This is a genomic window from Lysinibacillus phoenicis (assembly GCF_047238325.1).
Lineage (GTDB): Bacteria > Bacillota > Bacilli > Bacillales_A > Planococcaceae > Lysinibacillus > Lysinibacillus irui.
On sequence record NZ_JBDFMP010000002.1, the window covers coordinates 1843963 to 1857841 of the forward strand.

The window sequence follows — 13879 nt, forward strand, 5'->3', positions numbered from 1 at the left end:
AATAGAAGGAGGAGTTTTATGTGATTAAATATATTTTGAAAAGGCTGATGTATATACTTCTCGCGCTTTTCGTCATCGTAACTGTTACGTTTTTCTTAATGCGTCTCGCTCCTGGTAGTCCTTTCGCGAGTGAACGTAATTTCCCACCTCAAATCGAGGAGAAGTTAAACGAAACGTATGGATTAAATAACCCTTGGTATATACAATATAAAGATTATTTAATCGATACGGCCACTTTCAATTTCGGTGAGTCAATGAAATATAAAGCGCGTTCTACAAATGATATGATTTCTGAAAGTTTCCCTGTTTCTTTAACATTAGGGATTGAAGCTATGCTACTTGCAGTTGGATTGGGTATTTTAATTGGCGTAGTTTCCGCGCTATATCATAATAAGTTCCCGGATTATTTGGCAACGTCCTTTGCGGTGCTATTTATATCAGTACCTTCATTTATCTTAGCTGGTTTAATGCAGTATTTCTTAGCCTATAAGTTAGGTTGGTTCCCAATTAGTGGATGGAAAGGCTTTGTTTATAGTATATTACCTGCCTTTGCAATCGCTTTCTCACACATGGGCTTTATCGCAAAATTAACACGTTCAAGTATGCTTGAGCAAAACAATAGTGATTATGTAAAAATGGCTCGCGCTAAAGGTATTGGGAAATGGACAATCGTATTCCGACATACTTTACGAAATGCCCTTCTACCAGTCGTAACATATCTCGGCCCATTAACAGCTGGTGTTGTAACAGGTAGTTTCATTGTTGAACAAATTTTCGCTATTCCTGGACTTGGTAAACACTTCGTTCAAAGTATTACAAACCGTGACTATACAGTCATTATGGGTACGACAGTGTTCTACTCTATCATCCTTTTATTTGCGGTATTAATCGTTGATATTCTTTATAGTGTGATTGATCCGCGTATTAAACTGAAAGGAGCGAAAAAATAATGACACAGCAACAAATTGAAAAAGATAAGTTTAAAATTGTTGGTGGAAATCATGAAGCAACGGAAAAATTAGCTGATAAATCAGTCTCCTTTTGGAAAGAAGTATTTCTCCGTTTCTCTCATAACAAAATGGCCATCATTGGGATAATTATTTTAATCATTGTTATTTTAATGGCTACATTTGTACCAATTTTTTCTCAATACAAAGCAAGTGATCAGCTAGGTTTTTACAATGCACCACCATCTGCACAATTTTGGTTTGGAACGGATGATCTTGGTCGTGACATTTTCGTTCGTATTTGGGAAGGGGCTCGTATTTCCCTATTTATCGGTATTGCCGCAGCGATTATTGACTTAATTATCGGTGTTATTTGGGGAAGTATTTCAGGCTTAGCAGGTGGTCGTGTCGATAACATTATGATGCGTATTGCCGACGTTTTAACAGCAGTACCATATCTATTAGTTGTAATCGTACTATTAGTTGTTATGCAACCTGGTTTAATCCCTATGATTATTGCCCTATCTATCACTGGATGGATTAATATGGCACGTATCGTTCGTGGTGAAGTATTATCTATTAAAAACCAAGAATATGTTCTTGCTGCTCGTACATTAGGTGCTAGTACAGGCCATTTAATCATTAAACACTTAGTTCCGAATGCTCTTGGTGCAATTTTAGTAACGATGACGTTAACAATTCCATCTGCTATTTTCACTGAATCATTCCTAAGTTACCTTGGTCTTGGGGTTCCTGCTCCAACAGCTTCATGGGGTACAATGGCCTCTGAAGGAAATAAAGCCATTGCCAATGCTCCTTGGCGTTTGATTTTCCCAGCAGTATTTATCTCACTAACAATCTTTGCATTCAATGCAGTTGGTGACGGCTTACGTGATGCTCTAGATCCAAAACTACGTAAATAAGGAGGTGGCCGAGATGAGTAAAACAATTTTAGAAGTAAAAGATTTAAAAATTAACTTTAAAACTTATGCAGGACTTGTCCATGCTGTACGTGGTGTTAACTTCGATTTAAAGGAAGGTGAAACACTCGCTATAGTGGGTGAATCTGGTTCTGGTAAAAGTGTTACAAGTAATGCGTTAATGAAATTAATTCCACAGCCACCTGGTATTTATGAGTCAGGACAAATTTTATTCAATGGCCGTGATTTAGTTCCGTTATCTGATAAAGAAATGTCTAAAGTACGCGGAAATGAAATTGCAATGATTTTCCAAGATCCAATGACAAGTTTGAATCCAACTATGAAGGTCGGACGTCAAATAACTGAAGTAATTTTGCAGCATAAAAAGATATCAAAAGCAGATGCAAAAAAACGTGCGATTGAGCTTTTATCACAGGTAGGTATCCCCTTCCCTGAAAAACGCTATAATCAATATCCACATGAGTTTTCAGGTGGTATGCGTCAACGTGTTGTCATCGCCATCGCTCTTGCAGCAGATCCTAAGCTTCTGATTGCCGATGAGCCAACAACAGCACTAGACGTAACCATTCAAGCACAGATTTTAGAGCTAATGAAGGAAATTCAAAAAAGTTCGAAAACATCTATCATTTTCATTACACACGATTTAGGTGTTGTAGCTAATATTGCTGACCGTGTAGCAGTAATGTATGCTGGGCAAATCGTCGAATATGGTACTGTGAATGATATTTTCTATAATCCAAAGCACCCATATACATGGGGTCTACTTGGTTCGATGCCTGATTTAGATAATGATACTGATGAGCTTTTACGTACAATTCCAGGCTCACCACCAGATTTAACGAATCCACCTAAAGGTGATGCATTTGCAGCTCGTAATGAATTTGCGATGGCTATTGATTATGAACAAGAACCACCAATGTTCCAAGTTAGCGAAACGCATTTTGCAAAAACTTGGTTATTGCATCCTGATGCACCGAAGATTCCTCTTCCAGATGCGGTTGCTAAACGTATTGAAGGGTATTTAGCAAAGGAGGCACAAGAAAATGACTAAAACTGGTGCGAAAAAAATTCTTGAAATCAAAAATTTAAAGCAGCATTTTGGTTCACCAAGTAATCCTATCAAAGCCGTAGATGGTATCAGCTTCGATGTTTACGAAGGTGAAACACTTGGGCTTGTGGGTGAATCAGGTTGTGGTAAGTCAACAACTGGTCGTTCAATCATTCGATTATATGATATTACAGGTGGCGAGATTGTTTTCGATGGTGAAAATGTCCATGGGAAAAAATCAAAAAGTGAGTTAAAGAAATTTAACCGCCAAATGCAAATGATTTTCCAAGACCCTTATGCTTCATTAAATCCTCGTATGACAGCTGGTGAAATCATTGGTGAAGCCTTTGATATTCATGGTCTTTACAAGGATAAAAAGGAACGCCGTGCGAAAATTCAAGAGTTACTTGAAGCTGTTGGTCTAAACAAAGAACACGCAAATCGTTACGCACACGAATTCTCAGGCGGTCAACGTCAGCGTATTGGGATTGCACGTGCACTAAGCTTAGATCCTAAGTTCATCATCGCCGATGAGCCAATTTCTGCGCTTGATGTATCGATCCAAGCACAAGTTGTTAACTTACTAAAGCAGCTACAAAAAGAACGTGGCTTAACATATCTTTTCATTGCCCATGACCTTTCTATGGTAAAATACATCAGTGATCGTATTGCAGTAATGTACCGTGGTAAAATCATGGAAATCGGTAAAGCAGATGATATTTACAATCATCCTGTGCATCCGTATACAAAGTCTTTATTATCAGCTATCCCTCTTCCTGATCCAATGTCAGAGAAGCGTCGCCAACGTATTCCATACAAGCATACAGAGGTTGACGAAAGAGCAACCTACCATGAAGTAGGCGACCAGCATTACGTGTACGGTACGAACGATCTTGTGAAAACATGGGTTGCAAATCGATAAAATTGACACTCCTGTCGCAGTTTACAGCTGTGATAGGAGTTTTTTTATTTTATACCCTCGTTAAAGTCTTCTAAACCTATGAATACTTAATTCTATCTATTCCCCTACTAGAAGATAGATCACATATTGCTACTGGGTCTTTTCAATAGTGTTAGCTTGTCACTCGTTTGTCGTACTAGCTCCTCCCTCTAACCCTGTAAACGTCCAAAACCAGTAGATCTAAATGCTCTCTTTAATCACAATTAAAATGACGATACTTATTAGAGCTTGCTGATTTATATGTAGTAAATAGAATGTCCTTATAAAATTCGGCACCTTTAAATGTAATCTGATTACATTTAAAGGTGCCCTATTTTTTTACTCTAATTATCTTCTTGACTTTGGATTTAAAGCATCTTTCAAGCCTTCTCCAATAAAGTTAATAGATAAAATTACTAATGTAATAGCTGTGGCAGGTGGTACCCACATCCAAAGCTTATCCTTTAATACATCTGAGTTTCTAGCTTCAAACAGCATATTCCCCCAGCTTGGCGTATCTGCTGGTACACCTAACCCAATAAAACTTAACCCAGATTCAGCAACGATTGTTACAGCCATTAACAGTGTTGCTTGTACAATAATTGTAGAGGCAACATTTGGTAGTAAATGCTTAATAATAATCTTCGAGGATTTACAGCCAATTGATTGTGCTGCTAGAATATATTCATTTTCTTTTTCAGCAAGCACCCTACTGCGTACAATCCTTGCAACAGAGCCCCACAATAGAAGCGAAATAACAATAATTAGAGTCCAAAGACCGGATATTTTTCCAATAAGAATTGTGTTTAAAACAATAACAAAAATCATAAATGGAAACATTAAGACAAAATCAGTAAATCTCATTAAAATTTGATCGATTTTACCGCCAAAGTACCCTGAAATAGCACCTACTGTCGTTCCAATCAACACGATAAAGAACATACAGCTTAACCCTACTGTTAAGGATGATCTACCAGCATAGAGCATTCTTGTAAAGACATCTCGCCCATTCGTATCGGTTCCCAACCAATTTTCACTAGATGGTGGTTGACTTATTTTTGTAAAATCTACCCGTACAATATCTTTTGTCGTAATATATGGTGCAAGGAACGATAAAATGATAACTAGTAGTAGAAAAGTAAGACTAATCATCGCTAATTTATTTTTAAAGAACTTTCGTCTCGCTATTACCCATGGCGAGGGGCTTTTCTTTGGTGATTTTGGCGTTAAAACTTCTTGATTAGTTACCAATGTCATAATTCCCCCTCCTTAATCCAATCTAATACGTGGATCTACTATACCGTATAATAAATCCGCTATTAAATTTCCAAAAAGCGTTAAAAACGAAAGTATCATAGTAATCGACATCATAACTGCATAATCTCTTCTTCCTACAGATTCTAGGAAGAGAGCACCTATTCCAGGATACGTAAAGATTGTTTCTGTTATTACTGCCCCACTGATTAATGTTGCAATATCAAAACCAAGGAACGTAATTAATGGAATAATGGAATTACGTAAAATATGCTTATTGTAAATTTTAGATTCTTTTGTTCCCTTTGCTCTTGCAGTTCTTACAAAATCTTTTCTACTATTTTCGATAATGTCATTTCGTAAAAATTGCGTATAGGAAGCTGTTCCCATTAACCCTAATATAAGTGCAGGTAATAAAACATGATGGAATTTACTCACATAATAATCTAAAGTTCCTGGCTCCAAACCTACGCCTACAGAGCCATTGAAAGGGAACCACCCCAATTTAAATGAGAAGAAGTAAATAGCCACAATCCCCGCAACAAATGATGGAATAGCTAATGCTAAATAATTGTACGTTCCAATCAAATTGTCCCCAAGTGTATAAGGTTTTCTACCAGCATACATGCCCATAAAAAATGCAAATATGTAGGTAATGACTAATGATGTAAATGCTAAAAATATGGTATTAGGAATACGCTGTGCAATAATCTCTGCAGCAGGTTTTTTATAAACAGTTGATTTGCCAAAATCCCCTTGTACAAAATTAACCACCCATCTTCCATATTGTTGGATAATTGGATCGTTATAGCCTAATTTTTCTCTCATTTCTTCGATGTATTGTGGATTCGTATTAGAAGGATCAATTTCACCAGCAAATGCATCTCCTGGCATCATTTTTGCTAAAAAGAATACCACCAACGAAATAAGGAGTAACAATGGGATCATGCTAAGTAATCGTCGAAGTGTATATTGAAGCATGTAACGTCTCCTTATCTAAAAATTTACTAACTAAGTCCTCTAAAGAGGACTTAGTAGTAGGTTATAGCCTTTTCATTTTAAAGCTAAATTTTATTCTTTAATATTCCATTTATAAACGTCTGTTTGGAAACCAACTGCGTTGATATGAACGCCTTGTAATCGATTATTAATACCATATAAATCTAAGTTTTCCCATAATGGAAGACCTGGTAATTCTTCATTGAAGTGTTTTTGCCATTCAACATATGTTGCCATACGTTTGTCTTTATCAAACGCTTCTTCACTTAAGCCTTTATTTAATAATTCTTGGTTCTTCGCGTCTACCCAACGACCGAAGTTCCACTCTGCGTCATTGCCCCATAATCCTGATGGATCTGGATCTGCACCCATGCTCCATGAACCGAAGAATGCCTCTAAAGCTGCATCATCGTTATCTTTCATATCATTATATAAGTTAAATTCAATTAAACTACCTGTAGCTAATTCTGTTTTTACACCAATATCATTCCAAGATTGGATAATGGCTTGTGAACGACCTTCAAATGCTGCATTTCCTGCATAGTGACCAAATGAGATTTTAAATGGTTGACCATTCGGATCCTCTACAAAACCATCACCATCTTTGTCTACATAGCCTGCTGATGCTAATAGTTCTTTAGCTTTTTCAGGATCGTATTCATATTTATTTAAGTCCGATTCTTTTGCAGCAGTCCAGAATGTACTTGGAATTACTGTGTTGGCAACTGTTGCTTTTCCTTCTAAGAAAGCATCGATCATTGCTGGACGGTTAATCGCATATAATAATGCTTGACGTAATTCTTTTGATTTAAATTTATCAAAGTCTGCCACATTTTTTAGTGTAGCTTTATCGCGGTGACCAAAACGAAGACCAATGTATGAATAACTAACACCATTAGTTTCTTCAATACGCACATTATCTAATGCTTCTAATTCTTTTACTGACTGTGGTTTAATAGCCATAATGTCAATTTCTCCGTTTTGGAACGCACCTGCTGCTAATGATGGGTCGATTACTTTTACAATAACACCATCAAGCTGTGGCTTGCCCTTCCAGTAATCATCAAAACGCTCTAATTCAGAATACTCTCCATCTACAACCTTTTTCACTTTAAATGGCCCTAAGCCAACTGGATTTTCGCGAACTTGTTTTGATTCACTTAAATCTTTAACTGCAATACCTTCATAGTGTTTCTTCGGCATAGGATTTGACCAAAGATTTTCTAAGTTATTGATTTTTACTTCTTCGAACGTAATTTTTACAGTATAAGGATCAACTACTTCGATCCCTTCAATTTTATCTGCTTTACCTTCTTTTTTAGCTTTTGCACCTTTGATGCCTTCCGCATAATTGAAACGAGGTCCATCATAGTCTGGGTGAGCAAGAGTCTCTAATGCAAATACCCAGTCATCAACTGTTAATTCTTCACCGTTATGCCATTTTACACCCTTTTGGAATGTAAACGTATAAGTTAACTTATCTTCACTTATTTCCCATGTTGCTAAGTTAGGAACGTACTCTAATTTATCATTTACATCATAAATACCTTCCATTGTGAACCCTTGAATATAACTATCTACAATACTACCTGAATAAGCTGGGTCATATACGCCTTCCGGTGCCGTATCTGTACCAAATGTTACAACGCCACCCTCAGCAGAAGAACCTTCTGTTGTTGTCGATGTATCCCCACTCGTATCCTTTTCACTTTCCTTCTCTGTCGTTGATGAGTCACTATTACATGCTGCTAAAAATAGCGCCATAACTAGCAAAAGCATAAATGACCAAAATCTTGATTTTTTCATTTTTTTCCCCCCGTAAATTTTATTTTGTCAATAACTTTTTTCCGTTTTTATTAGTTTTTAATAGAGGTGGCATGCTACTCTATGCCCTTGCTTCACCTCCTTTAAAGCTGGTTTAGTTAATGAACACTCTACCATTGCCTTTGGGCATCTAGGATGGAAAGGACAGCCTTTTGGCGGATTAGCTGGACTAGGTATATCCCCTTCTAAAACAATTCGTTGATTTTTTTTCCTCGGATCTGGTACCGGAATAGCTGAGATTAAGGCCTGTGTATAAGGATGTAATGGCTCATCATAAATATGTTCCTTATCTGCAATCTCAACAATATTTCCTAAGTACATGACACCGATTCGATCACTCATATGTTTAACAACACTTAAATCATGCGCAATAAACAAGAATGTTAAATCAAATTCATCTTGAAGTTCTTTTAAGAGATTAAGTACTTGTGATTGTACAGATACATCTAAAGCTGAAACTGGCTCATCCGCTATAATCAGTTTCGGTCTTAGTGCGAGTGCTCTAGCAATACCAATACGCTGTCGCTGACCTCCTGAAAACTCATGTGCATATTTATAAAAAGCATCTTCCGGTAAACCAACTTTTTTTAATAGCTCCATAACTTCGCCTTGTAATGATTTCAATGACTTGTTACTGAAATTCATAATTGGTTCTGCTACGATACTACCAACCATTTGCATTGGGTTTAAGGATGCGTATGGATCCTGAAATACCATTTGAATATCTTTTCGTATCTCTCTTAAAGATTTGCCTCGCAGTTTTGTTATATCTTCCCCATCAAAGATAATTTTCCCATCAGTTGCGTCTAGTAATCTTAAAATGGTACGTCCAGTTGTAGATTTACCACAACCTGATTCTCCTACTAAACCTAATGTTTCTCCATTTTTAATAGCAAATGAAATATTATCTACTGCTTTTACATATCCAACGGTATGTCTAAAAAATCCACCTTTAATTGGGTAATATGTTTTCAAATCAATGATTTCCAATAAGTTCTCTTTTTCCTGTTTCACTATTGTTTCGCTCATGACGTCAGCTCACACCCTCTCTAGTATTGCAATCCTTGTAAAGTAAACATGAAACTTCATGACCCTCATCAATAAAGGTAAGCTTCGGTGTTACCTTGCTACATTCAGACATAGCCGAAGGACATCGGTCTACAAAACGGCAACCTAGCTGAGGCATATTTTTTAAAGACGGAACGATTCCTTGAATTGTTGTGAGTTTTTCAACTTCTTCATCGATTCTTGGAATAGAAGCCATTAAAAGCTTTGTATAGGGGTGCTGTGGATTGTGGAACAAATTATCAACATTTGTTCGTTCAACTATTTTCCCCGCATACATAATAATTACGTCATCACACATTTCTGCAACGACACCTAAATCATGTGTGATTAGAACAATGGACATATCAGTTTTTGCTTGAATACTTTTCAATAATTCTAATATTTGCGCCTGTACTGTTACATCAAGTGCCGTCGTTGGCTCATCAGCAATTAATAGCTTAGGTTGACAAGCGATGGCAATCGCAATCATTACCCTTTGTCTCATACCACCAGATAATTGGTGTGGATATTCATCGATAATTTGATCAGCTCTTGGTATACCAACTTGTTTTAATAATTCTATAGACTTCCTTTTAGCCTCAGCCTTTGACATAGTAGAATGATTTAGAATAATCTCTTCTATTTGTGAACCTATTGTAAATACAGGGTTTAAAGAGGTCATAGGCTCTTGGAAAATCATACTGATATCTTTTCCTCTTATTTTATTCATTTCATCACTAGAATAATTTTCTATGTTTTTACCTTGAAACTTTATTTCTCCGCCAGTAATTTTACCAATGCCTTTAGGAAGAAGTTGCATGACTGAAAGTGACATAACACTTTTTCCACATCCAGATTCACCAACTACTCCTAGAATTTGACCTGGTTTGACTGAGAAAGAAACATCATCAACTGCATGATAGATCTCTCCATCTATATCAAAACCAGTTTTAAGGTTTTTCACTTCTAACATTAAGCTCATTTAATATCACACCTTTATTTTTTTTACTAAAATCGCTACATCCTTTATGTAAGTAATAGAATCATATGTCCAAAATGTATTCTTTAAGTAAAAGATGTAAAAAGAAATTTGCTCACAAGATTCCCGCAAAACCCAATTTTCTGAAAAATATAGACAAAACATGTTAAACCTATATCAAAAACATATCCGGCTAAAAAAACATTAAAATTTAATCTAGTGATTTCCTAAACTATAACACAGTCCCTATTTTCCAAATAAAAAAATAACTGGATTGGTATATAATATTCTGACAATTAGGCGTAATGCTATTTTATCTGGAAATAATACATTTAATCAAGTGAAATTTTACAATTCTTACACTCTTATATACAAAATAATCCATACAACTATTCCAAATAAAATTATTCCTTTTTCATTTTTTCACACTGAACATTTGTTCATTTTTAGCTTCATTTGCCTAAAGTATCATTTTTTTATTTTATTACTATAATAAAAACATATCAATTATATCTATTCCAACAACCATATAATTTACTTTTATTTGGAAAACATGATTATAAAAGGGTTTCGTTAAATTATTTCATTAATAAAATAATTTAAAATATTTTAAATTATTATTAACAAATAATTTTGCCCGTCGAAGTGTTAGATAAGTGATGCGCATTAAATTACATTACAAAAACAATTTATTTTTACAATTTCTTTATTTTTAGCCCCATACTTCTTAACAATTCATCTACTAAATTTTCTTTTTCCTAAGTCGAAAAAACACAAAAAAACAACTATCAATAAAAATATCAATAGTTGTTTTTTATGCATTTTCACTCTTTTATATTCCAGTAACTCTATCTTTTATCGCTACAAGTTAACTGATTGATTACAGCTCTCCAGCCTTTAACTTACTATGCCACTCTTTTAAGAACGGAATATCTTCCTCTTTAATAGTACCTGATTCGTTTGCTGCTTCAATTAAATAATCGAAGTTTGTTAACGATACATATTGGATGCCAGCTTCGTCAAATGCTTGTTCAGCGCGTGGCAGATTATATGTGTAGACACAAACAACCCCAAGTACTTCACAGCCAGCTGCACGTAATGCTTCTACTGCAGTAATCGAAGAACCACCTGTAGAAACGATATCTTCCACAACTACTACTTTTTGACCTGCTGCGTATTTTCCTTCAATTTGATTACCACGGCCATGTTCTTTCGCTTTAGAGCGTACATACACCATCGGTAGTTCTAATATATCGCTTACCCATGCTGCATGTGGGATGCCTGCTGTTGCTGTTCCTGCTACGATTTCTGTTGCACCAAAGTTTTCTTTAATAACAGCTGCTAAGCCGTTAGCTAATTGTTTACGAATAATTGGGTCAGAAATTGTTAGACGTGTATCACAGTAAATAGGGGATTTAATACCAGATGCCCATGTAAATAATTCTGTCGGATTTAATTCTACAGCGCCTACGTTTAACATAGCGTGTGCAATTTCATTTTGTAATGTCATAATTTATGCCTCCCATAATTCACTTACGATTTTATATGCCGCTACTGGATCCTGTGCGCCTGTTACAGCACGACCAACAACGATGAGTGATGAACCGTCACGCTTAGCACCATCAGGCGTTGCAATACGTTTTTGATCGTGTGCGTCGCCACCTGCTAGACGAATACCTGGTGTCACACGTAGAAAATCATCTCCACATACCTCTGCTATTGCTTGAGCCTCGTGAACAGAGCAAACGACCCCTTGTAAACCAGCTTGTTTTGTAAGATTTGCATAATGCAAGACAGACTCTTGTAAAGATAAAGCAATTCTTTGCTCTGCTTGCATTTGTTGTTCAGTCGTTGATGTTAATTGGGTAACAGCGATTAATGCTGGTGTTTCTTTACCAGCAGGTGTCCCTGCTTCTAGTCCTTCCAGTGCCGCCTCCATCATTGGACGTCCGCCTGCAGCATGAACATTGACTAAATCCACTCCTAATTTTGCCAGACCCTTCATAGCAGATCCAACTGTATTCGGAATATCATGTAATTTTAAATCTAGGAAAATATCATGGCCTAAATCTTTCACTTTACGGACGATGTCTGGCCCTTCTTGCATATATAATTCCATCCCAATTTTCACGAAAAGGGGCTCATTGAACTTTGTTAGAAAATTAAATACTTCATCTTCTCCTGGAAAATCTAGTGCTAGTATAGGTTTCGTATTCATCAACGATGGCTCCTTCCGATAATTTCTGTTATATGTTCAATACCTAATGCGTCTAGCTTTGCTGGTAATTCATCTATTATAGTTGGACAGACAAAGTGGTCAACAAAATTAGCAGTCCCTACTGCTACAGCTGAAGCACCTGCAGACATAAAATCAATAACATCCTGCGCTTCTGTTACACCGCCCATACCAATGATGGGAATTTTGACAGCCTTATACACCTCATACACCATTCGTATTGCTACAGGTTTTACAGCAGGACCAGAAAGTCCACCTGTACCATTAGCTATGACTGGTTTACCTGTACGCTCATCTAAACGCATACCCACCAATGTATTAATCATCGTAATGCCATCAGCTCCACCCGCTTCAACCGCTAATGCAATATCAACGATGTTCGTTACATTTGGTGATAGTTTCACATAGACTGGCACCTCAGACACGGCTTTAACAGCCTCTACTAGCTCTCGTGCTGTATCTGGATCTGTGCCAAATTGAATACCCCCACATTTCACGTTAGGGCAAGAAATATTCAATTCCAACGCTTTAACATTTGGTGCAGTTGAAATGCGTTGTGCCACCTCTACATAGTCCGCTGTCTCTGTACCTGCGACGTTGGCAATAATCGGTACATCATAGCCCTCTAAAAATTTTAATTCCTCATTCATCACTTTTTCAATGCCTGGATTTTGTAAACCAATAGCATTTAACATTCCCGCCGCTGTTTCAGCTACTCGTGGCGTTGGGTTGCCTGCACGAGTTTCGACAGTCGTTGCCTTTATCATTATTGCACCCAGTTTCGATAAATCATAAAGCTGTGCATATTCACGACCAAAACCAAAGCAACCCGAGGCTGGCATAATTGGATTTTTCAAATCTAAGCCTGGAATTTGTATTGTTAACCGACTCATAGTGCCACCGTTCCTTTCGGGAAAACTGGACCATCAGAGCATACTTTGACATAGTCTTTATCTACTTGGTCCGTTGTTTTACATACACACGCAAAGCAAGCCCCAATACCACAGCCCATACGCTCTTCAAATGATAAATAACCCTCTTTTTCAGGATAAAAAGCTTCTAATGCTTTTAACATTGGTAATGGACCACAAGAATAAAAGACATCGAATTCTGGGACACGTGACTCTAATACAGTTGTCACAAAGCCCTTTGTTCCTTTTGTGCCATCCACTGTTACATAATGTGTTTCACCAAGAGCACTGAATTCATCCTCATAAAAGCAGACATCCTCTGTTTGGAAGCCTAAAACATGGATTGTTTTCACACCACGAGCATTTAATTGTTTGGAAAGTTCATGTAGTGGAGGTACACCAATTCCACCGCCAACTAATAGCGCAGTGCCTCCCTCTTGAACCACACCTACTGGAAAACCATTTCCTATTGGTCCAAGTACATTGACCTGTTGACCCTCACGATTCGTCGCTAACACTTTCGTACCACGACCCTCGGCACGATATATCATCGTAAATTCATTGTTGTCTTGATCAATATTTGCAATACTAATTGGTCGACGTAAAAGCGGCTCCAATGAATCTGACACCTTTACATGGACAAACTGGCCAGGAGTCATCTCCTGAACCAGTTCACCATGAAGTGTCAGTTCGAAAATGTTTGTCGCAATTTGCTTTTGAGAGACGACCGTCATTTTCTCTTGACGTATCATA

13 protein-coding genes are annotated in these 13879 nt (G+C 37.0%); 4 read left to right on the plus strand and 9 right to left on the minus strand.

Going from position 1 to position 13879, the window contains the following annotated elements; translation table 11 throughout:
• Positions 1–20: 20 nt before the first annotated feature.
• Genes ABC382_RS10875 through ABC382_RS10890 form a run of 4 tightly spaced genes read left to right on the plus strand, consistent with a single transcriptional unit; the run spans position 21 to position 3858 of the window.
• Positions 21–950, plus strand: coding sequence for an ABC transporter permease (locus tag ABC382_RS10875; protein WP_016994279.1), 930 nt, complete (start codon positions 21–23; stop codon positions 948–950).
• Complete coding sequence (locus tag ABC382_RS10880; protein WP_274795903.1) at positions 950–1870, plus strand: ABC transporter permease; 921 nt, start codon at positions 950–952, stop codon at positions 1868–1870. The genes ABC382_RS10875 and ABC382_RS10880 overlap by 1 nt, the downstream gene beginning before the upstream one ends.
• 13 nt (positions 1871–1883) lie before the next feature.
• Positions 1884–2939, plus strand: a complete 1056-nt coding sequence (locus tag ABC382_RS10885) for an ABC transporter ATP-binding protein (RefSeq protein ID WP_274795902.1) — start codon at positions 1884–1886, stop codon at positions 2937–2939.
• On the plus strand, positions 2932–3858 hold the full coding sequence (locus tag ABC382_RS10890; protein WP_412926811.1) for an ABC transporter ATP-binding protein: 927 nt from the start codon (positions 2932–2934) through the stop codon (positions 3856–3858). Before ABC382_RS10885 ends, ABC382_RS10890 begins: the two co-directional genes overlap by 8 nt.
• Before the next feature lie 366 nt (positions 3859–4224).
• Here the strand turns inward: ABC382_RS10890 and opp4C are convergent, their stop codons facing one another.
• From opp4C to ABC382_RS10935, 9 genes are all read right to left on the minus strand, one after another.
• Positions 4225–5133: an oligopeptide ABC transporter permease gene (opp4C, locus tag ABC382_RS10895; protein ID WP_274795899.1), complete on the minus strand. Its 909-nt coding sequence runs from the start codon at positions 5131–5133 to the stop codon at positions 4225–4227.
• 12 nt (positions 5134–5145) lie between these two features.
• Positions 5146–6111, minus strand: a complete 966-nt coding sequence (gene opp4B, locus ABC382_RS10900) for an oligopeptide ABC transporter permease (RefSeq protein ID WP_274795898.1) — start codon at positions 6109–6111, stop codon at positions 5146–5148.
• A 90-nt stretch (positions 6112–6201) separates the two neighbouring features.
• Positions 6202–7935 (minus strand): oligopeptide ABC transporter substrate-binding protein, encoded by a 1734-nt coding sequence (opp4A, locus tag ABC382_RS10905; RefSeq protein WP_322611395.1) that lies wholly within the window; start codon positions 7933–7935, stop codon positions 6202–6204.
• Between the two features lie 57 nt (positions 7936–7992).
• Positions 7993–8982 (minus strand): ABC transporter ATP-binding protein, encoded by a 990-nt coding sequence (locus tag ABC382_RS10910; RefSeq protein WP_274795896.1) that lies wholly within the window; start codon positions 8980–8982, stop codon positions 7993–7995.
• Between the two features lie 4 nt (positions 8983–8986).
• Positions 8987–9982 (minus strand): ABC transporter ATP-binding protein, encoded by a 996-nt coding sequence (locus tag ABC382_RS10915; protein WP_274795895.1) that lies wholly within the window; start codon positions 9980–9982, stop codon positions 8987–8989.
• Between the two features lie 877 nt (positions 9983–10859).
• On the minus strand, positions 10860–11489 hold the full coding sequence (gene pyrE / locus ABC382_RS10920; protein WP_322611394.1) for an orotate phosphoribosyltransferase: 630 nt from the start codon (positions 11487–11489) through the stop codon (positions 10860–10862).
• Between the two features lie 3 nt (positions 11490–11492).
• Positions 11493–12197: an orotidine-5'-phosphate decarboxylase gene (gene pyrF / locus ABC382_RS10925; protein WP_322611393.1), complete on the minus strand. Its 705-nt coding sequence runs from the start codon at positions 12195–12197 to the stop codon at positions 11493–11495.
• Positions 12197–13108: a dihydroorotate dehydrogenase gene (locus ABC382_RS10930; protein WP_274795892.1), complete on the minus strand. Its 912-nt coding sequence runs from the start codon at positions 13106–13108 to the stop codon at positions 12197–12199. The genes pyrF and ABC382_RS10930 overlap by 1 nt, the downstream gene beginning before the upstream one ends.
• Positions 13105–13878, minus strand: coding sequence for a dihydroorotate dehydrogenase electron transfer subunit (locus ABC382_RS10935; RefSeq protein WP_322611392.1), 774 nt, complete (start codon positions 13876–13878; stop codon positions 13105–13107). Before ABC382_RS10935 ends, ABC382_RS10930 begins: the two co-directional genes overlap by 4 nt.
• Between the last annotated feature and the right edge of the window lies 1 nt (position 13879).

Excerpts from the sequence above, each read along its gene's own strand:
- ABC382_RS10880 (WP_274795903.1), top strand. The coding sequence starts at position 950 with ATGACACAGCAACAAATTGAAAAAGATAAGTTTAAAATTGTTGGTGGA.
- ABC382_RS10885 (WP_274795902.1), top strand. The coding sequence starts at position 1,884 with ATGAGTAAAACAATTTTAGAAGTAAAAGATTTAAAAATTAACTTTAAA.
- ABC382_RS10890 (WP_412926811.1), top strand. The coding sequence starts at position 2,932 with ATGACTAAAACTGGTGCGAAAAAAATTCTTGAAATCAAAAATTTAAAG.
- opp4C (WP_274795899.1), bottom strand. The coding sequence starts at position 5,133 with ATGACATTGGTAACTAATCAAGAAGTTTTAACGCCAAAATCACCAAAG.
- opp4B (WP_274795898.1), bottom strand. The coding sequence starts at position 6,111 with ATGCTTCAATATACACTTCGACGATTACTTAGCATGATCCCATTGTTA.
- opp4A (WP_322611395.1), bottom strand. The coding sequence starts at position 7,935 with ATGAAAAAATCAAGATTTTGGTCATTTATGCTTTTGCTAGTTATGGCG.
- ABC382_RS10910 (WP_274795896.1), bottom strand. The coding sequence starts at position 8,982 with ATGAGCGAAACAATAGTGAAACAGGAAAAAGAGAACTTATTGGAAATC.
- ABC382_RS10915 (WP_274795895.1), bottom strand. The coding sequence starts at position 9,982 with ATGAGCTTAATGTTAGAAGTGAAAAACCTTAAAACTGGTTTTGATATA.
- pyrE (WP_322611394.1), bottom strand. The coding sequence starts at position 11,489 with ATGACATTACAAAATGAAATTGCACACGCTATGTTAAACGTAGGCGCT.
- pyrF (WP_322611393.1), bottom strand. The coding sequence starts at position 12,197 with ATGAATACGAAACCTATACTAGCACTAGATTTTCCAGGAGAAGATGAA.
- ABC382_RS10930 (WP_274795892.1), bottom strand. The coding sequence starts at position 13,108 with ATGAGTCGGTTAACAATACAAATTCCAGGCTTAGATTTGAAAAATCCA.
- ABC382_RS10935 (WP_322611392.1), bottom strand. The coding sequence starts at position 13,878 with ATGATACGTCAAGAGAAAATGACGGTCGTCTCTCAAAAGCAAATTGCG.